Here is a 23,708-nt window from a genome sequence, read left to right on the forward strand (position 1 = left end):
TCAGCGCCTCCCGTCGGTCGGGCCGCAAATGCCGACGATCAGCTCGCAGACGTCGGTCGCCACGAACGCCTCGACCTGGAGTTGACGGGTGTTGCCCGGCCCGGGCGCCTCGATCAGCTCGTTGAGCAGGTCGACCAGCCTGTTCAGGCCGCGTACGCCGTCGCCGGCCAGGCCGAGCTGGGCGTAGATGAGCGCGGCCACCCGCTCGGTGGAGTGCACGCCGGCCCGCAGGTCCTGACGGTGCTTGGCCAGCCCGTGCGCCGCCAGGCCGGAGACCGAGGTGACCTCGTCCAGCAGCGCGCGCACCTTGTCGGCCCGCGCGAGCAGGTCGGGGGTGATGACGTTGACGTCGGAGGAGATCGAGACCAGGTCGTCGCCCTTGTCCTGCAGGGCCGTGCCCAGCAGGGCGGCGTCGTGCAGGAACTGCCGGGCCCGGCCGCGCTGCCGGTGCGCGACGCCGACGAGCGTGCCGGCGTCGCCGATCAGCTCGCGCAGGTTCTCGCCCTCGCCGTCCAGGCCCTGGGCCAGGGTGTGCACGATGACGGTGACCTCGCGCGGGTCGACGGCGTCCAGGCCGCGGTAGGCGGCGCCGAGCGTGTCGGACAGGTCGAGGGGGCCCTCGGTGTCGGTGATGACGGCGCCACTGGCCAGGTAGGGGCCGGTGGTCTCGCCGGAGCCGGGCTTGAGGTCGAGGAACTTGGGGCCGAACACCGAGGCCGGCTCGACGGAGGCGACCGTGGAGCCCGGCACCTTGACGCCGGGGTCGAGGTGCATGGTCACCACGGCCCGGCCCTTGGCGTCCAGCGACACGCTCGTCACCTTGCCGACCGTGATGCCGCGGATCTTGACGGGGGAGCCGGCGTCCATGCCCTGCCCGGCCCTGGCGAACACGGCGTCGATCCTGGTCCCGCTCAGCTCGGTGGCGGTGCGGACGACGTACAGGGTGGCCGCGGCGAGCACGACGAGCACGGCGAACGCGATGCCCACCCGGGCGGCGAGGGAGAGTTGGAATCGGCCCACCGGCTCACCCCGTCAGCGGTATGTTGCCGCCGCTGCCCCAGAACAGGTACGACAGCAGCAGATTGAGCAGCACGATCGTGACGATCGACTGGCGGATGGCGCGGCCCGCCGCCACGCCCACGCCCACCGGGCCGCCGGTGGCGTGGAAGCCGTGGTAGCAGTGGATCACGATGACCGCGAAGGCGAACACGCCGACCTTGGTGACGCTGAACGCGATGTCCCGGACCGGCAGATACAGATAGAAGTAGTAGTCGTAGACCCCCGGCGCCAGGCCGAACAGCACCGTGCACATCAGCCGGGTGGCGAAGAAGCTGGCGAAGAGCGCGATCAGGTAGATCGGCACCAGCGCCAGCAGCGCCGCCACGACCCTGGTGCAGATCAGGTACGTGAAGGCGTTGATGCCCATGACCTCCAGCGCGTCGATCTCCTCCGAGATCCGCATCGCGCCCAGCTCCGCCGTGAACGACGAGCCCACCTGCGCCGCCAGCGCCGTCGCGGCGATGATCGGGGTGATCTCGCGGACGTTCGCGAAGCTGCCCACCAGGCCCATGAACGACTCCGCGCCGATCGCCTGCAGCCCCTGGTAGCCCTGCAGGCCCACGGTCGCGCCCACGACGAACGCCATCGTGAACACCACGAAGATCATGCCGCCGCCGATGACGGTCGCGCCGACGCCCACCACGACGTCGCTGACCTGCCTGATGACGACCTTGAAGAACTTGAGCCGCAGGACGACGTCGCGTACGGAGTAGAACAGCACCTTCCACACGAACAGCGGCCAGTCGGCCAGCGTCGCGAACCGCTCGGCGACGTCCCGCCCCCGCAGCGCGAGCCGCAGGCCGGCCGTGCGCGTCACCATCATCACAGCGACCTCGGCGGGTAGGCCAGGAAGTAGACGGCCGAGATCACGTAGTTGAACGCGAACACCAGCATGAACGTCACCACGGTCGCCTGGTTGACCGCCCGCCCCACGCCGACGGGGCTGGAGGCGCACGTCATGCCCTTGTAGCAGGCGACCGCCGCCGCGATGAACCCGAAGATCCACGCCTTGAACAGCGTCACGTACAGGTCGGAGGCGACGACCAGGGAGAACGCGCCGTCGAAGTACGCGCCCGGGGTGACGCCCTGCACGACGACGTTGAAGAAGTAGCCGCCGCTCGCGCCGGCCAGGATGACCAGCGGGCACAGGCAGACCGCGACCGTGCTGGCCGCCCACATGCGCGGCGTGACCAGGCGGTGGATCGGGTTGACCGACATGACCTCCATCGCGCTCAGCTCGTCGCGGATGTGGCGCGCGCCGATGTCGGAGGTCATCGCGCTGCCGCCGGCCCCGGCGATCAGCAGCGCGCTGGCCAGCGGCGCCACCTCGCGGATGAGCCCGACGAAGACCGCGCTGCCGGTCGCGGAGCTGGCGCCGAGCTGCCTGGCCAGCTCGCCCACCTGGAGCGCCACGGTGGCGCCCAGCGGCAGGGCGACCAGCAGGACCGGGACGCTGGTGACCCGGGCCAGGAACCAGCACTGCTCGACGAACTCCCACCACCAGCGCCTGATGTCCCAGGTCCTGCGCAGCCCTTCCAGGACGATGACGAACAGCTCACCGATCTGGCCGAGCGTCGAGCCGGCCCGGCGTCCGATGTACCCGGACAGGGTCATCGGCGACCTCGGGTTACCGCCATGACCACCTCCGCCGCCTACGGATGAGATGAGTGGCAACCCTACTGACGGGTTGTCTAGTAGTCGATGCTTTCGTGGGAATTTGCGCGAAAGGTATGAGACGCAGGTCACATGTTGTCAGCCAGGCACGAAAAGTGACCGCCCCGTTACAACCCGGCTCCCCTTGACGTCATCCCCCTGGGGTTGTTTGCCTGTACGCAAGGCCTGGAAGACTGAGGTGCAAGAGGTGGTGCAACATGCTCATCGGGACGATTCTTCGCGCCAAGGGAAGTGATGTGGCGACCGTGTCGCCCGGGGCGACAGTGCGCGAGCTGCTGGCCACGCTCGCCGAGCGCAACATCGGTGCCGCGGTGGTCTCCACCGACGGCCTGACCATCGAGGGCATCGCGTCCGAACGCGACGTCGTGCGCCGCCTGCACGACCGCGGCCCGGCGATCCTCGACGGCCCGGTATCCGCGATCATGACCACTCAGGTGCGCACGGTGGGGCCCGGCGAGAACGTGGACTCGCTGCGGCAGATCATGACCACGCAGCGGTTCCGGCACATGCCGGTGGTCGAGAACGGCCGGCTCGTGGGCATCGTGAGCATCGGCGACGTGGTCAAGAGCGCGATCGAGGAGCTGGAGACGGAGAAGGCGTCGCTCGTCGACTATCTCCACCGTTGATAGGGATGGCACCCTTGGTCCGTGATGTACGGGCCTCCTGAATATCCGCCTGAGTATCCGCGGGCGACAAGCAGTCCGACGATCATCGTGCTCGTGGCCGGACTCGCCGCTCTGCTCGGGTTCCTGCTGGGGGTCTTCGTGGGGTTCGGCGCGTCCGAGTCGTCCGAGGAGCCCGCCCCCCGGGTCACGGTCACGGTCGAGGGCACGCAGCCGCCGGAGCCCGAGGCCACCGGCCCCGGCCCGTCGTCGCCGGTCCAGCCCACGCAGCCCACGCAGCCCACGCCGCCGCAGGGAACGCAGCCACCGGCCACCCAGCCGGGCGCCACCCAGCCGGGCGCCACCCCGCCCGGGCCCGGTCAGACGGCGCCCAGCCAGAACCCGCCGGGTCAGACCGGCCCGCCGAGCGGAGGGACCGGCAGTCCCGCGTTCAACAACGTGTCCATGCGGACGCTCGTCGTGGGCACGGACATCCAGCCGGGCACCTACCGCACGGCGGGCCCGACCGCGGGGATCCCCATGTGCTACTGGGCCAGGCTGCGGAGCGCCACGGGGGGCGAGATCGCGAGCGGCATGCCGACAGGTTCGGTCAGCGTCACCATCCTGGCCACGGACAAGGCGTTCAGGACCGCCGGATGCGCGGAGTGGATCAGAGCATGATGCTTTTGTGCGTCAAACTCTGGACAAAAGAGCAGGAATGCGCAATTCTGTGCGGCAAGTAAGAAGGGAGGCACGCCTGGAGCGTGCTGGCGTGACGTCCTACGGTTATGGGCCACGCCACTCCGGTGTCCCTGGCCAGGACGCGACTCGGAGAGTGCGGAACAGCGCGCAGCGCCATTGATCCGCACCTGTTCCGTTCGCGAGGAGTGCCTGTTGCGCCGTCTCCCTGCTCTGATCTCTGCGGCCGCCCTGGCCGCCACCGCTCTCGTCACCGCCCCCGCCGCCGCCGCGACCACCGAGGCCAGGGCGCTGCCCGCTCCTGTCGCCTGCAACGGCTGCTGGAAGCCCGCGCTGAACACGTCCTGGCAGTGGCAGCTCTCGTCCCTGCCGGCCAAGCCGTACCCGAACGTGCAGATGTTCGACATCGACGGCTTCGCCGCCAAGGACGGCGCGATCGTCAAGTCGCTCAAGGCGGACAAGCCGAGTCGCGGCGTCGTCTGCTACATCAGCGCGGGCACGTTCGAGGACTGGCGCCCGGACGCGAGCCAGTTCCCTGCCGAGGTGCTCGGCAAGCCGCTGGAGGACTGGCCGGGTGAGCGCTGGCTCGACATCCGCACATACACCGGCAAGCTCGGCCAGATCATGAAGGCCCGGCTCGACATGTGCAAGGCCGCCGGGTTCGACGCCGTGGAGCCCGACAACGTCGACGGCTACAGCAACGCCAGCGGCTTCCCGCTCAAGGCCGCCGACCAGCTCGCCTACAACACCTGGTTCGCCAACGAGGCCCACAAGAGGGGCCTGTCGGTCGCGCTCAAGAACGACATCGAGCAGATCCCGGCGCTGCTGCCGTACTTCGACTTCGCGGTGAACGAGGAGTGCTGGGAGCACACCGAGTGCACCACCGCGCAGAACGACGACTACGGATACGACCAGTTCGTCAAGGCGGGCAAGGCCGTGTTCAACGTCGAGTACAACCTCGCCACCTCGGCCTTCTGCGCCAAGTCCAACGCTCAGAACTTCAACTCGCTGAAGAAGAAGTACGAGCTCGACGCCTACCGCGTGCCCTGCCGTGGCGCGTGACTTCGACCTGCTGGTCGTCGGTGACGCCAACCCCGACGTGGTGCTCTCCGGAGCGCCGCGCGGGTTGGCGTACGGCCAGCGTGAACAGCTCGTCTCCGGCGGCGACCTGGTGCTCGGCGGGTCCGGCGCGATCACCGCGTGCGGGGCGGCCCGGCTGGGCCTGCGGACCGCTTTCGCGGGACGCGTGGGCGACGACGCGGCCGGGCGCTTCGTGCTGGACGCCCTGGCCGACCGGGGCGTGGACGTCTCCCGCTGCGTGATCGACTCCCGGCCCACGGCCATGACCGTGGTGCTGGCCGACGGTTCGGACCGGGCCATCCTCACCTCGCCGGGCTGCCTGCCGTACCTGACCGTGGAGGACCTGCCGCGCGGCGTGGCCCGCCACGTCCACGTGTCGTCATATTTCCTGCAACCGGGGCTTGCGCCCGGACTGCCGGGCTTCCTGGCGGAGGAGCGGCGCGCGGGCGCGACCACCTCGCTGGACACCAACGACGACCCCGCCGGGGAGTGGGAAGGGCTCGGGGAGGTGCTGGCCGAGGTGGACGTGTTCCTCCCGAACGCCGCCGAGGCCCGGGCCATAGCCGCCCGGCTCTTCGACACCGGCCCCGAATGCCTCGAGGCCGCGGCGGCCCGGATCGGCGGGCTCGGCCCCACCGTGGTCGTCAAGGACGGCGGCGACGGCGCGCTGGCGTGGCAGGCGGGCGAGCTGACCCGGGCCCCCGCCGTCCCCGTCGAGCCGGTGGACACCGTCGGCGCCGGCGACAGCTTCAACGCCGGCCTCCTCGCCGCGCGGCTGCGCGGGATGAGCCTGCGCGAATGCCTGCGCGTGGCCGTGACCTGCGGATCCCTTTCGACCCAGGCCGCCGGCGGCACCGCCGCCCAGCCCACCTGGAAGGAAATATGAAGATCGTCTTTCTCGGCGCCGGGAGCGTCGAGTTCACTCAAGGGCTGCTGGCGGACCTGGTCGCCTTCCCCGATCTGGGGGAGTTCGAGGTGGCGTTGCACGACATCCACCCCGAGCGGTTGGACACCGCCGAGGCCGCCGCCCGCGTCATCGCGGCCGGGCGGCCCGTCAAGATCTCCGCTCACCTCGACCTGCGCCAGGCTCTCGAAGGCGCCGACTTCGCGATCAACATGATCCAGGTCGGCATGATCGACGCGACCCGCGTCGACTTCGAGGTGCCCGCCCGGTTCGGGCTGCGCCAGACGATCGCCGACACCATCGGCGTGGGCGGCATCTTCCGCGCCCTGCGCACCTTCCCAGCGCTCGACCGGATCGGGCGGGCCATGGCCGAGGTGTGCCCGGACGCGTGGCTGCTCAACTACACCAACCCGATGGCCATGAACGTCTGGTACCTGGCCGCCGCCACCCCCGTGCGCAACGTCGTCGGGCTCTGCCACTCCATCTACTGGACCGCCCACGACCTGGCCGAACTGGTCGGGGTGCCGCTGGAGGAGGTGTCGTACCTGGCGGCGGGCGTCAACCACCAGTCGTGGATGCTGCGCTTCGAGTCCGGCGGACAGGACCTCTACCCGCGCCTGGACGAGGCCATCGAGCGCGACCCCGGCCTGCTGCGCCGGGTGCGCGTGGACATGTACCGCAGGCTCGGCTACTACCCGACCGAGACGAGCGAGCACTCGGCCGAGTATGTGCCCTGGTACCTGCACGACGAGAGCGAGATCGAGCGCCTGCGGATCCCCGTGGGCGCGTACATCGGCATCAGCGAGGAGAACGTGCGCCAGTACGAGGCCACCCGCGACGCGCTGCGCGCGGGCCGGCCGATCACCGTGGAGGGGACCATGGAATACGCCCCGCAGATCATCCACAGCGTCACCACCGGCACCAGCCGGGTCGTCTACGGGAACGTCCAGAACAGGGGCCTGGTCGCAAACCTGCCGGACGGCTGCGTGGTGGAGGTGCCGTGCGTGGCCGACGCGCTCGGCGTCCGCCCGATGGCCGTCGGCGACCTGCCCGCGCAGTGCGTGGCGCTCAACCGCGCCTACGTCAACGTCAACGAGCTGACCGTGCGCGCCGTCACCGAGGGGCGGCCCGAGCACGTCCGGCACGCCATGATGGCCGACCCGAACACCGCCGCCACCCTCACCGTCGAGCAGATCGACGAGTTGTGCGGCGCGCTGATCGAGGCCCACGGCGAGCTGATGCCCGAGTCCCTCAGGAGCCGGTCATGAAGAGTATGGCGGTGCTTGTCCTGGTCGCCGCGCTGGTGACGGCCTGCGGCTCCTCCTCCGACGACGCCTCGGGCCCGGTCGAGATCACCTGGTGGCACGGCCAGACGGAGCTGCAGGCCAAGGTCATCGAGGAGCTGGCCGCCGAGTACTCCAAGGCCCACCCGGACGTGAAGATCACGCCCGCCGTCGGGTCCACGAACGTGGACGACATGCTGCAGAAGGTCCAGGCGGTGCTGGCCGGCGGCAAGGCGCCCGACATCGCGTACATGTACGGCACGTGGATGCCGAACCTGGCGCGTAACCCCAAGGTGTACGACCTGGCCGCCACCGTGAAGGCCCCCGGGTTCGGGTGGGACGACTTCTGGCCGTCGGAGCGGGCCGTGTCGGAGGTGAACGGCAAGGTCGTCGGCGTCCCCGCGCTGGTCGACAACCTGGCCGTCATCTACAACAAGAAGCTGTTCGACGCGGCGGGGCTGCCGTACCCGTCCAAGGACTGGACCTGGGACGACTTCCGGGCCACGGCGAAGAAGCTGACCGGCGGCGGCGTGTACGGCACCGCGTACCCCGTGACCGGTCTCGAGGACACCGTGTGGCGGTTCTGGCCGATGATCTGGCAGCAGGGCGGGTCGATCCTGACGCCGGACGGGAAGAAGTCGGCGTTCAACACGCCGCAGGCGACGCAGGCGCTCGACCTGTGGAGTGCCATGGCCCAGCAGGATAAGTCCGTATATCTCGATCAAAATGGTGAGAAGTTCGTGCCGCTGTTCCAGAGCGGCAAGATCGGGATGATCGCGGCGGCGCCGTACGCGCTGCTGGACATCATCGACCACAAGATCTCCTACGGCGTGCAGGTGCTGCCCGGCTACAACGGCAACCACGAGACGGTCGCCGGCCCGGACAACTGGGTCGTGTTCGACAACGGCTCGCGCCGGGCCAAGGCCGCCGCCGAGTTCCTGACCTGGCTGACCCGGCCGGAGCAGGACGCCCGGTGGTCGCTCGGCCTGGGCAACCTGCCGCTGCGCAAGGCCACGACCGCGCTGCCGGCGTACCAGAAGTTCGTCAAGGACTTCCCCGGCATCGACGTCTTCACCGCGAACCTCGAGAACGCCAAGCAGGCCAGGCCGCCCCTGCCGGCGTACCCGGAGTTCTCCGAGAAGGTCGGCAACGCGATCGCCCAGTCGCTGGTCGGCGGCACGCCCGCGCAGCAGGCCCTCACCAAGGCCGCGACCGAGGCCGACGCGGTGCTGGGGCGCTCGCGATGACAGCCCCGACGATGAGCAGGGCGGCGCGGGTGAGCGCGCCGTCCGCGCGGCGGAGCCGGTTGGTCCCCCAGCTGACCGGGTGGGGCTTCGTGTTCCCCGCGACGCTCGTGATCGTCGGGCTCAGCCTGTTCCCCGCGGTGTGGGCGCTGCTGCTCTCGCTGCGGGACGGCGACCTGCTCACCGGCGGCGACTTCGTCGGGCTGGCGAACTACGGCGACATGCTCGGCGACGCCGAGCTGGCCGCGTCGGCCGGGCACACGCTGCTCTACACCGTGCTCTTCGTGCCCGGCTCGGTGGTGCTCGGGCTGGCGCTGGCGCTGGCGCTCAACCTCAAGATCCGGCTCATCGGGTTCTACCGTACGTGCTTCTTCGTCCCGTACGTGGTCTCCGCCGCAGCCACGGGCATCCTGTCGAACTTCGTCTTCGACCCCGACTTCGGCATCGTCAACGCCGGGCTGAAGGCGCTCGGCCTGCCCGCGATGGGGTTCCTGCAGGACCCCGACCAGGCGATGCTCACCCTGGTCGCGATCTCGCTCTGGGGCGGCGTGGGCATGCCCGCCGTGGTCTACCTGGCCGCTCTGCAGGACATCCCGCGCGAGCTGATCGAGGCGGCCCGGGCGGACGGTGGCGCCGGTCGGCACGTCCTGCGCCACGTCGTGCTGCCGCAGCTGCGGCCGGCCACGGTCTTCCTGCTGATCTGGCAGACGATCACCGCGCTGCAGCTGTTCGACCTCGTCTACACCACCACCAAGGGCCAGCCGCTCGACTCCACGACGACCATCGTGTTCTACCTCTACCGGCAGGCGTTCCAGCTCTTCCACTCCGGCTACGGCACGGCCATCGCCTACGTCCTGTTCATCGTGACGCTCGCCGTGTCGGGCGCGGTCCTGTGGAGGGGTGCGAAGTGACGCGCCGCAGCCTCGCCCATCTCTTCCTGATGCCGCTCGCGCTGCTGTTCGTGGCGCCGCTGGTGTGGATGGCGCTGACCGCGTTCATGCCGGACGCCGACATCAACACCTACCCGCCCAAGCTCTGGCCCGAGCACTTCACGCTGGACGGGTTCAGGCGCATCTTCACCGAGGACGAGTACCCGCTCTGGCTGGCCAACACGGTGATCGTGGCCGGGTCGGCGGTGCTCGGGCACGTGGTGCTCTGCTCCCTGGCCGGGTACGGCTTCGCCCGGATCAAGTTCCGCGGCCGCGGGGTCGCCTTCGCGGCGGTCATGGCCACCATCATGGTGCCGACCCAGGTGCTGATGATCCCGACGTTCCTGCTGTTCAAGAACATGGGCCTGATCGACACGCTGGGGGCGGCCATCGTGCCGTGGCTGGCGTCGGCGTTCGGGGTGTTCCTCATGCGGCAGTTCTTCCTGTCGCTGCCCAAGGAACTGGAGGAGGCCGCCATCATCGACGGCTGCTCCCCCCTGGGCGTGTTCTTCCGCGTGGTGCTGCCGCTGGCCCGGCCCGCGCTGGCCACGCTGGTGGTGTTCACGCTGCTCGGCGCCTGGAACGACCTGATCTGGCCGCTCATCGCGATCTCGTCGGAGTCGGGCTACACGCTGCAGCTCGGGCTGGCCACCTTCGCCGGCGCCCGGCACACCGAGTGGTCGGCGCTGATGGCCGGCAACGTGATCGCGGTGCTGCCGCTCGTGCTCGCGTTCATCCTGGCGCAGCGGCACTTCGTGGCCACGATGAGCTTCAGCGGACTCAAGGGCTGAGGTTGTTGGCAGTGGTGGGGTGTGCGTAGGAGGATGCGCACAGCCCACCCCACAGCCCACCGGGAGGATGACATGTCGGTCTTGCAGAGCTTCGTTGACAGCGTGCGCAGCGGGGCGATCGAGGTGATCGACCTCACGGCGCCCCTCTCGTCCGAGACGCCGATCCTCCAGTTGCCCGAGCCGTTCGGCAACACGATTCCGTTCCGCCTGGAGGAGATCAGCCGCTACGACGACCGCGGCCCCGCCTGGTACTGGAACGACATCCACACCGGCGAGCACACCGGCACCCACTTCGACGCTCCCGTCCACTGGGTCACCGCCCGCGACGGTCAGGACGTCTCCCAGGTGCCCGTGCGCAGCCTCATCGCGCCCGCCGTCGTGCTCGACTTCGCCGCCGAGGCGTCCAAGGACGCCGACTTCCTCCTCCAGATCGACCACGTCAAGGAGTGGGAACGCGCCAACGGCCCGCTGCCCGACGGCGGCTGGCTGCTCTACCGCACCGGCTGGGACACCCGCTCCGCCGACCAGGCGGCCTTCCTGAACGCCGACGCCTCCGGCCCCCACACGCCCGGCATCTCGGTGGAGTGCGCCAAGTGGCTGGCCTCCGAGACCCCGATCGCCGGGATCGGCGTCGAGACCGTCGGCACCGACGCGGGCGCCGCCCACTCCTTCGACCCGGCCTTCCCTTGCCACTCCTTCCTGCTGGGGGCGGGCAAGTACGGCCTGACCCAGCTGCGCAACCTCGACCGGTTGCCCGTGACCGGCGCCGTCGTGGTCGCGCCGCCGCTGCCCATCGTGGGCGGCTCCGGCAGCCCCGTGCGCGTGCTGGCCCTGGTGGAACGTTGATCGTCGCGGAGGCCGTGGGGAGGGCCCTGGCCGCCTGCGGCGTCGGGACCGCCTTCGGGGTGGTCGGCAGCGGCAACTTCCACGTGACCAACGCCCTGGTGGCGGGCGGCGTGCGCTTCGTCGCCGCCCGCCACGAGGGCGGGGCCGCCACCATGGCCGACGCGTACGCGCGGATGAGCGGGCGGGTCGGCGTCGTGTCGGTGCACCAGGGGCCGGGGCTCACCAACGCCCTGACCGGTCTGACCGAGGCGGCCAAGAGCCGTACGCCGCTCATCGTGCTGGCGGGGGAGGCCACGGAGGTCCAGTCCAACTTCCACATCGACCAGGCCGCGCTCGCGACGGCGGTGGGGGCGGTGGCGATGCGCGTCACCTCGGCGGAGGAGGCGGTGTCGCGGGCGGCCGAGGCGTACCGGGTGGCGGTGGAGGAGCGGCGCACGGTCCTGCTGAACCTGCCGCTCGACGTCCAGGCCGCCCCCTTCGAGGGGCCTGCTGACGTGATGCCGCCCGCGATCGCTTCGGCGGTTCCTTCGGCAGGTCCTTCGGTGGCGGAGATGGGGGAGCTGGCGCGGTTGCTCGGCGCGGCCGAGCGGCCGGTGTTCATCGCGGGGCGCGGTGCCCGGCACGCGCGGCGGGAGCTGGAGGAGCTGGCCGACCTCGCGGGCGCCCTGCTGGCCACCTCGGCCGTCGCGAAGGGGCTGTTCCGCGGCAGCCCGTGGGACCTCGACGTGAGCGGCGGCTTCGCGACGCCGCTGGCCGCCGAGCTGATCCGCGGCGCCGACCTGGTCGTCGCGTGGGGATGCGCGCTGAACATGTGGACCACCCGCCACGGCACGCTCGTCTCGCCGGGCGCGAAGGTCGTGAAGGTCGATCTCGACCCGGCGGCGTTCAAGACCCATGTGCCCGCCGACCTGGGTGTGGCGGGTGACGTGGCGCGGGTCGCGGCGGCGCTGGCCGCTCAGGTCGCGCCCCGCCCGGGCTACCGGTCGGCGGAGCTCGCCGCCCGCGTGCGGGCCGAGGGGCGCTGGCGGGACGTGCCGTACGAGGACGAGAGCGGCGGCGGCCGGATCGACCCCCGGACGCTCAGCATCGGGCTGGACGACCTCCTGCCGCGGCAGCGGATCGTCGCCATCGATTCCGGAAATTTCATGGGATATCCGTCGATGTTCGTGGATGTCCCGGATGAGGGTGGGTTCTGCTTCACGCAGGCGTTCCAGTCGATCGGGCTGGGCCTGGCGACGGCGATCGGCGCGGCGATCGCCCGGCCGGACCGGCTGCCGGTGGCCGCGCTCGGCGACGGCGGCGCCCTCATGGGCATCGCGGAGCTGGAGACCGTCGTCCGGCTCGGCCTGCCCATGGTGATCGTGGTGTACGACGACGAGGCGTACGGGGCCGAGGTCCACCACTTCGGGCCGCAAGGTCACCCGCTCGGGACGGTCACGTTCCCACCGGCCGACCTCGCCGCCATCGCCCGGGGTCACGGCTGCGCCGCCGTGACGGTCGGCGGGCCCGGCGACCTGGCGGGCGTGGCCGAATGGGTGGACGGGCCTCGCGACCGGCCGCTCCTGGTGCACGCCAAGGTCACGGCGGAGCACGGGTCCTGGTGGCTGGAGGAGGCCTTCAAGGGCCACTGAGCTCACAGCTTGTGTCAGGCGCGAGCGCCCACTGAGCTCACAGCTTGCGGTAGGTGCGGGCCTCCTCGGCCGCCTCCAGCACGTCGGCCAGCGGCACGCCCGCGCCCGCCGCCACCGCCGCGGCGATCGCGCCCTCCACGAACGGCACGTCCGCCACCACCACCCGCCCGTCCTCCTCCAGCAGGCGGGCGGTCAGCACCGAGCTGCCCAGGTCGGGGATGAGCACCACCCCGTCACCCTGGTCGACGCTGCGCAGCGCCGCCTCGATGAGGTCCAGGCTCGTGCCCAGCCCGCCGTCCTCGGTGCCCCCGGCGGCCGCCACGGGTACGTCGGCTCCGGCGATCCCGCGAGCCAGCGCCGCAGCCTCCGCCGCCAGCCCCGCGCTGTGCGCGACGAGCACCAGCCCCACCATCACCCGGCTCCGCGTGGGATCACACGATCACCGGGCCCGCCCATCACGCCACCACCGACGCCAGCGCCGCCATGAACAGGGCCGCCGACGCCGCCCCCGGGTCCTCGTGTCCGATGCTGCGTTCGCCCAGGTAGCTGGCCCGGCCCTTGCGCGCCTGCATCGGGATCGTGGCCTTCGCCCCCTCCTCGGCCGCTTCGGCCGCCCGTTCGAGCGCCTCCTTCACCCCGATCCCGTCACGTACGGCCAGGGCGAGCGCCCGGGAGGCCGGGACCAGCGCGTCCACCATGGTCTTGTCGCCCAGCGCGGCCTTACCCAGCCGTTCGAGCGCCACCACCCCGGCCTCGAACGCCCCCGAGAACCCGGCCAGCGTCACCGGTGACTCCAGCGACTTGCCCATCTGCCGGAACACGGACCCGTACAGCGGCCCGGAGGCGCCCCCGACGCGGCGGATCAGCGTCGCGCCCGCCGCGGCCAGCACCTCGCCGGGAGTCCCCGGCGGCGACTCGGCCAGCGTCTTGCGGACCTCGGTGAGGCCGCGGTCGAGGTTCGTGCCGTGGTCGGCGTCGCCGATCGCCGCGTCCAGCCGGGTCAGCCGGTCGCGGTCCCTGTGCACCAGCCTGGCCGCCTCCTCGAACCAGGCCACGAACACGTCGGTGTCCATCAGCGCCCCCAGCGCAGCCCCGGCGTCTCGACCGGAGCGTCCCACAGGCGGGTGAGCACGTCGTCGAGCAGGCAGATCGACACGGAGAAGCCCTGCATGTCGAGGCTGGTCACGTAGTTGCCGACGAGCGAGCGCGACACCCGCGCACCCTTGCCCCTGACGAAGGCCGCGACCTCCGCGAACACCACGTACAGCTCCATGAGCGGGGTGCCGCCCATGCCGTTGACCATGACCAGCAGGTCGCCGCGGAGCGGCAGGTCGCCGTGGATGGCCTCCATGGCGATCGCGGCCAGCTCGCGCGCCGACACCATCGGCACCCGGGCCCGCCCCGGCTCGCCGTGGATGCCGATGCCCAGCTCCACGTCCGTCTCCGGCAGGTCGAACGTCGGCTTGCCCGCGTGCGGCGTCGTACAGGACGTCAGGGCGATGCCGAACGACCTGCTGCGCTCGTCCACCTCGCCTGCCACCGCGGCGATCTGGGCCAGCGGTGCACCCTGCTCGGCCAGCGCGCCCGCGAGCTTCTCCACGAACAGCGTGGCCCCGGTGCCGCGCCGGCCCGCCGTGTAGAGGGAGTCCTGTACGGCCACGTCGTCGTCGACCAGCACGCTGGCCACCTCGACGTCCTCGATCAGCTCGGCGGCCATCTCGAAGTTCAGCACGTCGCCGGTGTAGTTCTTGACGATGTGCAGGACCCCGGCGCCGCCGTCGACCGCCCTGGTCGCGTCGATGATCTGGTCGGGGACCGGTGAGGTGAAGACCTCGCCGGGGCAGGCCGCGTCGAGCATGCCGTACCCGACGAAACCGGCGTGCAGCGGCTCATGCCCCGAGCCGCCGCCCGAGACCAGGCCGACCTTGCCCGGCCGCGGTCCCTCTGCCCGGTAGACCACGCGGTCGCGCATTCGCAGCGAGGGGTGGGCCGCGGCCATGCCGTTCAGCGCGTCATCGACGACGGAGTCGGCCGTGTTGATGAGCTTCTTCATGGTGAGAAGATCTGCCCATTTTCACGAGGGCGCAAGCGTCGTAGCGTGGGCGGGATGGAGGTCGTCTACAACCCCTACGACCCGGCGGTCAACAACGATCCGTACCCCGTCTACGCGCGGTTACGCCGGGAAGCGCCGGTCTATCACAACGCCGAGCACGGCTTCTGGGCACTGTCGCGGCACGCCGACGTGTCCGCCGCGCTCGGCGACAGCGCCCTGCTGTCCAGCGACCACGGCCCCGTGCTCGACCCGGCCGCGTGGGGGCCGCAGGCGCGTACGTACCTGTCGTTCGTGGCCATGGACCCGCCGGACCACACCCGCATGCGGGCCGTCGTCTCGCGGGCCTTCACCCCGCGCCGGGTGGCCGCGCTCGAACCCATGATCAGGGAGATCGCGCGGGGCTACATCGAGGAGGGCATCGAGCGGGGGACGTTCGACTTCGTCCGCGACTTCGCGGCCAAGCTGCCGCTCGACGTGATCTCCGAGCTGGTGGGGGTGCCGCCGTCCGATCGGGCGGACGTCCGCCGCAAGTCCGACATCCTCGTGAAATATGACCCTCAGGGCAAGATGGCGGACACGGGGCTCAGGAGCATCCTGTCCCTCGGCGACTACTACGCCTCGATCGTCGCCGACCGCCGGGCCGCACCGCGTGACGACCTCGTCTCGGCGCTCGTCGCCGACGGCGGGCTGAGCCCCGAGGAGATCGTGGCGTTCCTGTTCCTGCTGATCGGGGCGGGCTCGGAGACCACCACCCACCTGCTGAGCGCCGCCTGGTACTGGGCATGGCGCCACCCCGGCCAGTGCGCCGCCGCCTTCGGCGGGGCGATCACGCAGTGGGTGGAGGAGTCGCTGCGGTACGACACCCCCGCGCACGGCATCGCCCGCCGCCTCACCGAGCCCGCCGAGTGGCACGGCGTCCAGGTCCCCGCCGACGCCAAGGTGTGGATCCTGATCGGCTCCGCCAACAGGGACGAGTCGGTCTTCCCCCACCCCGACGTCTACGACCTGGGCCGCGACACCTCCAGGTCCATCAGCTTCGGCGTCGGCCGCCACTACTGCCTCGGCGGTCCGCTCGCCCGGCTGGAGGCCCGGGTGGCGCTGGAGGAGCTGACGAAGGCCGTCTCGCCTTCGTACGAGATCGACCCGGACGGCATCCGGCGCATCTCGCACGGGAACGTGCGCGGGATGGTCCGGCTCCCGACTACCGTGGCACCCGCCTGAGTAGGCTACCTTCTGCTCATGGCTGAGATCGTGTACCCGCCGGTGATCGCCGCCGCGCGGACCCTGTTTCGCGTGCTCGACGTCCGGTTCCACATGGAGGGTACGGAGCACGTGCCGCAGACCGGGGGAGCGGTGCTGGTGAGCAACCACATCAGCTACCTCGACTTCATCTTCGCGGGATTCGCCGCGCTGCCCGCGCGGCGGCTGGTGCGCTTCATGGCCAAGCAGGACGTCTTCGAGCACCGGATCTCCGGGCCGCTGATGCGCGGTATGAAACACATCCCGGTGGACCGGGGGGCGGGCGCGGGCTCGTACGCCACGGCCCTGCGCATGCTGAAGGCCGGCGAGGTCGTCGGGGTCTTCGCGGAGGCGACGATCAGCCGGTCGTTCACCGTCAAGGAGATCAAGAACGGGGCCATCCGCATGGCCCAGGCCACCAACACGCCCATCATCCCCGTCGGGCTGTGGGGCAGCCAGCGCTTCTGGACCAAGGGCCGGCCCCGCAAGCTCACGCAACGGCACATCCCGCTGACCATCGTGGTGGGGGAGCCGATGCACCCCAAGCGCGGCGAGAACGTCAACGACCACACCGCCGACCTGCACAAGCGGTTGTCGGGCCTGGTGGACCAGGCGCAGCGCACGTACCCGGAGGTGCCGCAGGGGGTGTGGTGGCAGCCCGCCCACCTGGGCGGCACGGCCCCGACGCCGGAGGAGGCGGAGGCCATGGACGCCGCCGAGGCCGAGGCCCGCGCCAATAAGGAATGAGTAGACCCGGCCTTTTGTCAGGACGCGTCGCGCGGATCAGCACGGGCGACTCCGCGCGCCTGCCCACAACCCGAGCCGGTGGGCCACCATCCCACCGAGCGGCGCGGCCCCGAGCGGCGCGGGCACCGGGCTCTCAGCGGGGGATCGGAAGGGTGCGATCGGGACGATCCGCCCGGTATGCCTCGCCGTCCGGATAGATGCACCACGCATCGCCCCGCCGCAGCAGGATCGGGCTCGTCCACGCCTCGGCCGGCGCCGGGAGGTGGAGGTGCCGGACGCGTTCCGCCGCGTCCCAGATCAGCAGCCCGCGAATGTCGCCGAGGAGATCCATCTTGACGGGGTCGTACAGAGGATGGCTCCACAGACCGCCCACCTCGGCGTGCACGAAGCGGTCGTCCAGCCACGTGACGTGCTCGTCGCACAACGGGCCCCAGTCCCGCTCACACGGCACGGGCACCGGCTCGCCGTCGACCCACAACTGCGCGCCGATCCAGTCGGGAGCGCGGATCGTCAGGGCCTGGCGCCGCAGGCCGGGCGCGAAGGCGACGCGGACCACGCCCTTGCCCGCGGTGTCGAGGAAGTTGTACGCGCACCGCTCGTCCGTGAACTCCCAGCCGATCTCCCCGTACTCGGCGGGCGTCACCCCGGCCGGTGGAGCCGGGTAGGTCCGCCCGCACCTGTCACCGTCACGCGCGGCGACGCGCCCGGCCGCACCCGTCCAGGCCCACATCGCCAGGACCCGCACCGGATCGTCCATCCCGCCCATCGAGAACCGATGCTCCAGCCAGCGCTCCAATGCAGCGCCCTGCGGCTCGCCCCCGACGCCGGTCGGGACGGGCGCGCTCCGGCCGTTCATCCACAGCAGGAGCTCGGGCCCGGCCAGCAGCATGGCGTGATGCCGCCGGTCGGGGGTGAAGTAAGCGCGGAACGTCACGCCTCCGCGAGAGCGCCGGTAGGACCTCCCGTACGGCGCCAGGCCCGCGGCCGTACAGTCCTCGACCGTCGGCGCGGCCGGTGGGTCCGCCAGGTCGCCGCGCGCCACGGCTGCCATCCACTGCTCCAGGACCCCGCGACTCATGGCCGCCATTCTGATGCGACTCTGATACGACGGACAGGCCCGGACAAGATCAACAAGCGCAGCGCGAATCGAATCCACCCGGTCGCGGCGCAACGCATCGCCCCGGCAGCGGCGACTGGGCGCGGGCGCGACCCGAGCCGGTCGAGGCCGCGCCCGTTCGCTGCGCGGGGTCGGCCTTCGACCGCGCTTGCGGGCCGTGGTGCGAGGCCGCGCGGCCCGGGCGGTTGCGCTGCTGGTGGAGTCGGTGAGGCCGGAACGAGTTCCCGGACCGGTACTACGAGCAGTCGGCCACCCTGCGCAAGCATCTTCCGGAAGGCAAGAGCTGGGTGGTCGCCGAGGAGAAGCAGTCCCTCGCCCTGCACTGCGGCCAGATGCGGCTGAGCGATCCCGGCACGCTCAAGGCCCTGCTCGCCGCCACCAAGGTCAAACGCCCCTCCAGCGTGTACGACGGCACCCGCACCACCCTCTACGAGGGGTCCATCACGCTGGGCGAGCTCGCCAAGGCGGACCCCGACTTCCGTATCGCCGGACGCCACAGGCCCACGGGCAAGTACGCCCGTGTCCGGGTCGACTGGAAGCTCTGGATCGGACGGGACCAGCTCGTCCGCCGATGCCACAGCGACTCCAGGCAACCCGGCATCCCGAAGCTGAGCGACGAACCCGTCCATTACGTCGACGACGTCCGTCTGTCCCGGTGGGGCCGGCCGATCGACATCCAAGCGCCTCCGGCCGATCAGGTGGCGACCTACGACGAGCTCGACCTTCCGGAGTAGCCCCAGAGAGGGCCACCGGATGCGGGGCCGTACAGGCGCAGAAAAGGGAAGCCTCGACGGACCGCCCCAAGGCAGGTGTCGAGCCCCGGGAGCAGCCATCTACACGGTGTCGCCTAGAGAGACGAGGAGTTTGCGGAGGAGGCCGGCCAGGGCGTCGCGGTCGGTGGGGGAGAGGCCGGACAGGAGGCGGGCCTCGTTGGCCGCGTGACGTTCCAGGACGTCGTTGGCCACCCGCCGCCCTTCGTCCGTCAGCGCCACGAGCGTCATCCGCCGGTTGTCCGGCGCCGGCCAGCGGTCGACCAGCCCGCGCTCCACCAGGTGGTCCATGCGGTTGGTGAGCGCGCCGGGACTGACCATGGCCGCCGCCGACAGGTCCTTCATGCACATGGAGTCGGCTTCGTTCCTGAGCAGCGTGGCCAGCATGTCGAACTCCCACGCCTCCAGCCCGTGCTCGCCCAGGAACTCCTTGACCCCCCGCTCCAGGAGCCGCGAGGCCCGCGACACCCGGCCGATCACGCCCATCGGGGACACGTCCACGTCGGGCCGGGTGCGGGCCCACTGCCCGAGGATCGCGTCGACTGCATCTCCCATGGCGGCAATCGTACGACATTGAAATGTTCGATGTCGTGGGTTATCGTCCTACGTGGAAATGTTCAATGTCGAAATTTTTGAGGTGGGACAATGAAGGTGCTGGTGCTTGGCGCGACGGGGTACATCGGTGGTGCCCTGGTGGAGCGGCTGGTCGCGCAGAGGCATGAGGTGGCGGCCTACGTGCGGCCCGCGGCGGAGGGAGAGCGGCGGGTGCCGGGTGTGGCCGACGTCCGGTACGGGGATCTGGCGGACGCCGCCGCGCTGGAGAGGGCGATCACCGCGGACCTCGACGCGATCGTGCACGCCGGCCAGTTGACCGGCGACCAGGAGACCGATCTGGCCACGATCGGCGTGCTCGCCGGAGCGTCACAGAAGGTCGTCTACGTCAGCGGTGTGTGGGTGCTCGGCGAGACCGACGGGGCCGACGAGGACAGCCCGGCCGACCCGATCCCCCTGGTGGCGTACCGGGACCAGGTGGAGCGGCTGGTGATCGACGGCGGCGGCTCCGTGGTGCGTCCCGGCGTCGTCCACGGGCGCGGCACGGGCATCGCGGCGCTGCTGAAGGCCCAGGCCGCGCGGCGCGGGACCGGTGTGTACGTCACCGCGGGCGGCACCACGCCCACGTGGACCTTCGTGCATGTGGACGATGTGGCCGAGCTGATCGTGGCCGCCGTGGAGAAGGGGGAGGCGGCCGTTTACCACGCCATCAGCGAGGAGGCGGTGCCCGTCACCGCCGTGGCCGAGGCGGCGGCCAGGTCGGCGGGCGTCAAGGAGACGGCCGAGCCCTGGCCGCTCGAGGAGGCCGCGCGGGAGCTCGGGGAGGGCTTCGCCCAGGCTCTGGCGATCAGCCAGCGCGTCAGCGCGACCCGTACCCGCGAAACGCTCGGCTGGCAGCCCTCCCGCCCCGGCATCGTGGCCGATCTCGTCGAGGGTTCCTACGCCTGACGCGTCCTCTCATCCCGGACCAGCCGGACTGACCGACGGCCCGGTGGGGCACCGTCGAGAACGAGGATCGGCCGAAAGTACCGTCGGCGGACCGCGAGCCCCCACCGGTGGTCGATGTCCGCACCGGGCCCCGTCCCCAGGATGAGGTGCATGCCCTATCGAGATCACGCTCCGGGACCGGTCCGAGGTCCCGGAGCCCCTTCCACCCGCGCCGGGACGACGGCATCCGCCGGCCGGCCGCGTATCGCCGCGCTCGACGTCCTGCGCGGGTTCACGCTGTGCGAGATCCTGCTCGCCAACATCCAGCTGATAGCCGACGGCGACAGAGCCGTCACGACGCAGCCCATGGGCGACTGGGACCCGTGGCTCGGGCTCCCGATCTTCTCCCTGCTGTTCGGCATCGGGTTCTCGCTGCTGCTGGACTCCGCCGCGAACCGCGTCCCCCGCCCGCGGCTCGTCCTGCTGCGCCGGCTTCTGGCGCTGCTCGCGATCGGCCTCGCGCATTCGCTGCTGTGGCGGGGCGAAATCCTGACCTCGTACGCCGTCGTCGGCCTGCTGGTGCTGCTGCCCTCCACCTGGCTGCCGCGGTGGGCCGTGGCCGGCCTCGCCCCGGCGCTCGTGGCGGCGGCGCTGATCGGCGGCGGGGGTGGCGGGCCCCTGATGATCGCCGGGCTGTTCCTGCTGGGCTCGGCGCTGGTCCGGTACGGGAAGATCGAGAAGATCGAGCGGTCCACTCGAGGGCCACTCCTGCTGGGCCTGGCCTTCGCGGCGGGGGCGGCCTCAGCCCTGTGGGCACGGACCGGGACCGGTGCGCCGTCCTTCACGTCCAGCCTGGCCGATCTGCTGCTCGCCGGCGTGTACGTGTGCACCCTGCTGGTCCTGCTCAGAACGCCGCTGCGACCGGCGCTGGCGGCCCTCTTCGCACCACTGGGCCGGATGGCGCTGACCAATTACCTGACCGCCACGCTCCTCGTGCTGGCGGCCGGTCGCCTCCTCGGCCTACCGATCGGCCGATCCCTGACGGCGGCGTACGCGGCCGCGGGAGTCATCCTCGCCGCCCAGTGGCTGTTCGCCACCCTCTGGCTGCGCCGCCACCGCCAGGGTCCCGTCGAGTGGCTCTGGCGCTGGGTCACCTGGGCCCACCGCTCAGCCCTGCGTATCCCCGCGAACCGGGCCCACTAGCCCGCGATGAGGGCGTTGGCCTCCGTGATGAGCTTCTGAGCGGCCTCGTCAGGCGTCATCCGACCGAACAGGACCTCATTCGTGTACCGCGTGAGGATGGCCTCGATGGCGCTGGCGCGCTTCGGCGGGGCGGCGGGCGAGTCCGTGAGCTCGCCCTTGACCTTGTCGAGGAAGGCCAGCGTCTTCTTGTCGGTCTCCGGAAGCTTGTCCCTGACCACCGCCAGCACCTTGGAACTGGCCGGCAGGCCGCGGTCGCTGAGGATGATCGCGCCCGCCTCCGGGTCGTTGATCATGAAGTCGATGAACTTGGCCGCCGCGGCCTGATGCTCGGACTTCGCCGAGGCGGTGTAGAACATCGCGGGCTGCAGGAACATGCCGCCCGCGGTGGCGCCCTGCGCCTTGGGCATCCGCAGCAGGTCCACCTCCTTGCCGCCGGACGCCTTGTTGATCGAGCCGAGCTGGTTGCTCCACCACATCCCCATCGCGCCGTTGCGGGTGGCGAACAGCGACCGGTCCTCGCTCTGGGTCGCGAGCTCGATGCTCTTGGCGGCATCGGGAGAGCCCTTGCTCCTGATCAGCTTCTGGTGGACCGCCCACCACGCCTTGAGCGTCCCGGGCGAGACACCGATCTTGTTGCCCTTGTAGAGGGACTCGCCCCGCTGAGCGGCGAAGATCTGCAGGAACGCCGGGTTGAAAGCCTGCTGCGTGCCGTAGACCTTGCCGCCGGTGCTCGCGGTGATCTTCGCCGCCAGGTCGACGTAGTCGTCCCAGGTCCATGTGGTGTCGTCGGGCAGGTTCTGCCCCGCGTCCTTGACCGCCTTCGGGTCCACGACCAGGGACCAGGCGTTGACGCCGGTGGGGATGGCGAACTGCTTCTCGTCGATGGCGCCGGTGGCCAGCACCTTGGCGTCGATGTCGGCGGTGTCGACCGCGCTGGACAGGTCGGCGAGCGTGCCGCGTTCGGCGTACTCCCGCAGGCCGCGGATCTCAAGGGTGATGACGTCAGGTGTTTCGTCGCTCGCGACCTTCGTGGCCAGCGTGTCGTAGTAGGTGCCGAAGCCGGAGAACTCTTCCTCGATGTCGATGTCCGGGTTCTTCGCCTCGAACCTCTTGATCGCCTCTTGCGTCATCTTCTGCCGTGCGTCACTGCCCCAGTAGGAGAAACGTAACGTGATCGCACCGTCGGCGCCTTCGCTGCCGCAGGCCGCAGTGATCGCCAGCACAGCAGTGGCCAGCAACGCTGCCGTCCACGTCTTCTTGCCAGAGCCCACGGCTCTACCTCCTGGGGGTTGAGGGGTGCAGGACCTGCAGCGGCCCTGGGGCGGTCACTCCACGGGTCCGGCCAGGAAGAAGTCGAAGCCCAGCCCGAGCGCGCTGATCGGCATGGCGAGCACCGGAGCCCACGACGACCCTCCACCGGAGTCAGAGAATCCCGCAAGATTACCGGGGCGGTGAGGCCGCCGGAAGTTGTTGAGGTGGAGGAAGTGGCTGAGGTGGTCGTTCTGTAACACGTTCCATGCCGGAGCGGTGAGTTAGGGTGACTCGCGTGAGCCCGCGTGAGGTGGCCGCCGGCCGATCATCGCGCCTGGTGGCGCGCGCCCGCTCGGCCGCACTCGCCGGGAGGATGGGCGGGCGCCCCGCCCCGCTGGTCGAAGTGGCCGGTCTGCTGCTCGTGATCCTGCTCTTCGCACGACTTCACGCCGCCGCCGGGAACGACACCGCGGCCGCCACCGCCAACGCTCTGGCCCTGCAGTCCATGGAACGGGCCCTCCACCTGGACATCGCGCTGAGCGCGAACCGGTGGCTGACCGAGCATCCGGCCCTCATCCAGCCGGCGGTGTACTACTACCGCCTGTACTACCTCGTGGTCATCGGGGTGCTGGTGTGGGTCTTCGTCCGGCACGCCGCCGTCTACGCCAAGGTCCGCTGGACCCTCGTCGCGATGCTCGTCCTCGTGCTGCCCGTTTACTGGGCGGTGCCCATGTCGCCCCCACGGTTCGCCCTGCCGGGCGTCGTCGACATCATCGCCGAGCACGACCTCCTGGGCGGCCATGCCTCACGCGAGATCGGGAACGGCCAGAACCTGACGGCGATGCCGAGCATGCACGTGGGGTGGTCGTTGTGGTGCGCGTACGCCGTGTGGTCCGCGCTGCGGGCCTCCCACCCACGGCCGGCGTTGCTGGCGTGGATCTTTCCGCTGGGTATGGTCGCGGTCGTGCTCACCACGGGCAACCACTACGTGCTCGACATCGCCGGGAGCGTCGTGCTGCTGATCGTCTCCATCGCGGTCGTATCGGTATGGGGCCGCCTGGCCGAGCGCCGGCGGACAGCCGCGGCGGACGCCGCTCAAGCATGAGA

The 23,708-nt window shown here is 70.8% G+C and carries 26 protein-coding genes; 16 read left to right on the forward strand and 10 right to left on the reverse strand.

Annotated features, from left to right (window positions below; translation table 11 throughout):
* From ACWDRB_RS05690 to ACWDRB_RS05700, 3 genes are read right to left on the reverse strand one after another with little or no spacing between them, the layout of a single operon-like run.
* On the reverse strand, positions 1 to 1,020 hold the full coding sequence (locus tag ACWDRB_RS05690; protein WP_363963938.1) for an MlaD family protein: 1,020 nt from the start codon (positions 1,018 to 1,020) through the stop codon (positions 1 to 3).
* A gap of 4 nt (positions 1,021 to 1,024) precedes the next feature.
* On the reverse strand, positions 1,025 to 1,882 hold the full coding sequence (locus tag ACWDRB_RS05695) for an ABC transporter permease (RefSeq protein ID WP_313045386.1): 858 nt from the start codon (positions 1,880 to 1,882) through the stop codon (positions 1,025 to 1,027).
* Entirely contained in the window at positions 1,882 to 2,673 is a 792-nt protein-coding gene (locus tag ACWDRB_RS05700; protein WP_350726465.1) for an MlaE family ABC transporter permease, read from the reverse strand. Before ACWDRB_RS05700 ends, ACWDRB_RS05695 begins: the two co-directional genes overlap by 1 nt.
* A gap of 257 nt (positions 2,674 to 2,930) precedes the next feature.
* Between ACWDRB_RS05700 and ACWDRB_RS05705 the strand changes: the two genes are divergently transcribed.
* The 10 genes from ACWDRB_RS05705 to ACWDRB_RS05750 all read left to right on the forward strand — a co-directional run bounded on the left by ACWDRB_RS05705 (position 2,931) and on the right by ACWDRB_RS05750 (position 12,742).
* Complete coding sequence (locus ACWDRB_RS05705) at positions 2,931 to 3,359, forward strand: CBS domain-containing protein (protein ID WP_350726467.1); 429 nt, start codon at positions 2,931 to 2,933, stop codon at positions 3,357 to 3,359.
* Positions 3,360 to 3,452: 93 nt separating this feature from the next.
* Positions 3,453 to 4,016, forward strand: coding sequence for a hypothetical protein (locus ACWDRB_RS05710; protein ID WP_449891974.1), 564 nt, complete (start codon positions 3,453 to 3,455; stop codon positions 4,014 to 4,016).
* 213 nt (positions 4,017 to 4,229) lie between these two features.
* On the forward strand, positions 4,230 to 5,096 hold the full coding sequence (locus ACWDRB_RS05715; RefSeq protein ID WP_449891975.1) for an endo alpha-1,4 polygalactosaminidase: 867 nt from the start codon (positions 4,230 to 4,232) through the stop codon (positions 5,094 to 5,096).
* Positions 5,086 to 6,000, forward strand: coding sequence for a carbohydrate kinase family protein (locus ACWDRB_RS05720; protein WP_449891976.1), 915 nt, complete (start codon positions 5,086 to 5,088; stop codon positions 5,998 to 6,000). Before ACWDRB_RS05715 ends, ACWDRB_RS05720 begins: the two co-directional genes overlap by 11 nt.
* Positions 5,997 to 7,286, forward strand: coding sequence for an alpha-galactosidase (gene melA / locus ACWDRB_RS05725; protein WP_449891977.1), 1,290 nt, complete (start codon positions 5,997 to 5,999; stop codon positions 7,284 to 7,286). Before ACWDRB_RS05720 ends, melA begins: the two co-directional genes overlap by 4 nt.
* Positions 7,283 to 8,548: an ABC transporter substrate-binding protein gene (locus ACWDRB_RS05730; protein ID WP_449891979.1), complete on the forward strand. Its 1,266-nt coding sequence runs from the start codon at positions 7,283 to 7,285 to the stop codon at positions 8,546 to 8,548. Before melA ends, ACWDRB_RS05730 begins: the two co-directional genes overlap by 4 nt.
* Entirely contained in the window at positions 8,545 to 9,456 is a 912-nt protein-coding gene (locus ACWDRB_RS05735; protein WP_363963949.1) for a carbohydrate ABC transporter permease, read from the forward strand. Before ACWDRB_RS05730 ends, ACWDRB_RS05735 begins: the two co-directional genes overlap by 4 nt.
* On the forward strand, positions 9,453 to 10,265 hold the full coding sequence (locus ACWDRB_RS05740; protein ID WP_350726481.1) for a carbohydrate ABC transporter permease: 813 nt from the start codon (positions 9,453 to 9,455) through the stop codon (positions 10,263 to 10,265). Before ACWDRB_RS05735 ends, ACWDRB_RS05740 begins: the two co-directional genes overlap by 4 nt.
* A 72-nt stretch (positions 10,266 to 10,337) precedes the next feature.
* Complete coding sequence (locus tag ACWDRB_RS05745) at positions 10,338 to 11,111, forward strand: cyclase family protein (RefSeq protein ID WP_355191990.1); 774 nt, start codon at positions 10,338 to 10,340, stop codon at positions 11,109 to 11,111.
* Positions 11,108 to 12,742 carry a thiamine pyrophosphate-binding protein gene (locus ACWDRB_RS05750; RefSeq protein ID WP_449891980.1) on the forward strand — a complete coding sequence of 545 codons (1,635 nt, stop codon included), beginning with the start codon at positions 11,108 to 11,110 and terminating at the stop codon, positions 12,740 to 12,742. The genes ACWDRB_RS05745 and ACWDRB_RS05750 overlap by 4 nt, the downstream gene beginning before the upstream one ends.
* A 37-nt stretch (positions 12,743 to 12,779) precedes the next feature.
* On the opposite strand, the gene ACWDRB_RS05755 is transcribed toward ACWDRB_RS05750, so the two are convergent.
* From ACWDRB_RS05755 to dhaK, 3 genes are read right to left on the reverse strand one after another with little or no spacing between them, the layout of a single operon-like run.
* Positions 12,780 to 13,154 carry a PTS-dependent dihydroxyacetone kinase phosphotransferase subunit DhaM gene (locus tag ACWDRB_RS05755; RefSeq protein ID WP_355191994.1) on the reverse strand — a complete coding sequence of 125 codons (375 nt, stop codon included), beginning with the start codon at positions 13,152 to 13,154 and terminating at the stop codon, positions 12,780 to 12,782.
* Between the two features lie 43 nt (positions 13,155 to 13,197).
* Positions 13,198 to 13,815, reverse strand: a complete 618-nt coding sequence (gene dhaL / locus ACWDRB_RS05760) for a dihydroxyacetone kinase subunit DhaL (protein ID WP_364246780.1) — start codon at positions 13,813 to 13,815, stop codon at positions 13,198 to 13,200.
* On the reverse strand, positions 13,815 to 14,795 hold the full coding sequence (gene dhaK, locus ACWDRB_RS05765) for a dihydroxyacetone kinase subunit DhaK (RefSeq protein ID WP_364246783.1): 981 nt from the start codon (positions 14,793 to 14,795) through the stop codon (positions 13,815 to 13,817). Before dhaK ends, dhaL begins: the two co-directional genes overlap by 1 nt.
* A gap of 54 nt (positions 14,796 to 14,849) precedes the next feature.
* On the opposite strand from dhaK, the gene ACWDRB_RS05770 reads away from it, so the two are divergent.
* Both ACWDRB_RS05770 and ACWDRB_RS05775 read left to right on the forward strand, forming a co-directional pair.
* A complete protein-coding gene (locus ACWDRB_RS05770; RefSeq protein WP_449891981.1) occupies positions 14,850 to 16,016 on the forward strand; it encodes a cytochrome P450 in 1,167 nt (388 codons plus the stop codon).
* Between the two features lie 18 nt (positions 16,017 to 16,034).
* Positions 16,035 to 16,781, forward strand: a complete 747-nt coding sequence (locus ACWDRB_RS05775) for a lysophospholipid acyltransferase family protein (RefSeq protein ID WP_449891982.1) — start codon at positions 16,035 to 16,037, stop codon at positions 16,779 to 16,781.
* Positions 16,782 to 16,914: 133 nt separating this feature from the next.
* Here the strand turns inward: ACWDRB_RS05775 and ACWDRB_RS05780 are convergent, their stop codons facing one another.
* Complete coding sequence (locus ACWDRB_RS05780; RefSeq protein ID WP_449891983.1) at positions 16,915 to 17,859, reverse strand: hypothetical protein; 945 nt, start codon at positions 17,857 to 17,859, stop codon at positions 16,915 to 16,917.
* Positions 17,860 to 18,185: 326 nt separating this feature from the next.
* On the opposite strand from ACWDRB_RS05780, the gene ACWDRB_RS05785 reads away from it, so the two are divergent.
* Complete coding sequence (locus tag ACWDRB_RS05785) at positions 18,186 to 18,632, forward strand: hypothetical protein (RefSeq protein WP_449891985.1); 447 nt, start codon at positions 18,186 to 18,188, stop codon at positions 18,630 to 18,632.
* Positions 18,633 to 18,731: 99 nt separating this feature from the next.
* On the opposite strand, the gene ACWDRB_RS05790 is transcribed toward ACWDRB_RS05785, so the two are convergent.
* Entirely contained in the window at positions 18,732 to 19,223 is a 492-nt protein-coding gene (locus tag ACWDRB_RS05790) for a MarR family winged helix-turn-helix transcriptional regulator (RefSeq protein WP_449891986.1), read from the reverse strand.
* A gap of 90 nt (positions 19,224 to 19,313) precedes the next feature.
* Here ACWDRB_RS05790 and ACWDRB_RS05795 point away from each other — a divergent pair, with 90 nt between their 5' ends.
* Together ACWDRB_RS05795 and ACWDRB_RS05800 are read left to right on the forward strand one after the other, a co-directional pair.
* Positions 19,314 to 20,168, forward strand: coding sequence for an NAD-dependent epimerase/dehydratase family protein (locus ACWDRB_RS05795; RefSeq protein WP_449891987.1), 855 nt, complete (start codon positions 19,314 to 19,316; stop codon positions 20,166 to 20,168).
* Between the two features lie 150 nt (positions 20,169 to 20,318).
* Positions 20,319 to 21,350, forward strand: a complete 1,032-nt coding sequence (locus tag ACWDRB_RS05800; protein ID WP_449891988.1) for a DUF418 domain-containing protein — start codon at positions 20,319 to 20,321, stop codon at positions 21,348 to 21,350.
* Here the strand turns inward: ACWDRB_RS05800 and ACWDRB_RS05805 are convergent.
* Both ACWDRB_RS05805 and ACWDRB_RS05810 read right to left on the reverse strand, forming a co-directional pair.
* Positions 21,347 to 22,621 (reverse strand): extracellular solute-binding protein, encoded by a 1,275-nt coding sequence (locus tag ACWDRB_RS05805; RefSeq protein ID WP_449891989.1) that lies wholly within the window; start codon positions 22,619 to 22,621, stop codon positions 21,347 to 21,349. The genes ACWDRB_RS05800 and ACWDRB_RS05805 overlap by 4 nt on opposite strands.
* 54 nt (positions 22,622 to 22,675) lie before the next feature.
* The gene (locus ACWDRB_RS05810) at positions 22,676 to 22,861 is read right to left on the reverse strand and encodes a hypothetical protein (protein ID WP_449891990.1); all 186 of its coding nucleotides are present in this window, start codon (positions 22,859 to 22,861) and stop codon (positions 22,676 to 22,678) included.
* A 35-nt stretch (positions 22,862 to 22,896) separates the two neighbouring features.
* Between ACWDRB_RS05810 and ACWDRB_RS05815 the strand changes: the two genes are divergently transcribed.
* Positions 22,897 to 23,706, forward strand: a complete 810-nt coding sequence (locus ACWDRB_RS05815) for a phosphatase PAP2 family protein (RefSeq protein ID WP_449891991.1) — start codon at positions 22,897 to 22,899, stop codon at positions 23,704 to 23,706.
* Positions 23,707 to 23,708 lie beyond the last annotated feature (2 nt).

This window comes from Nonomuraea sp. NPDC003707 (genome assembly GCF_053587055.1).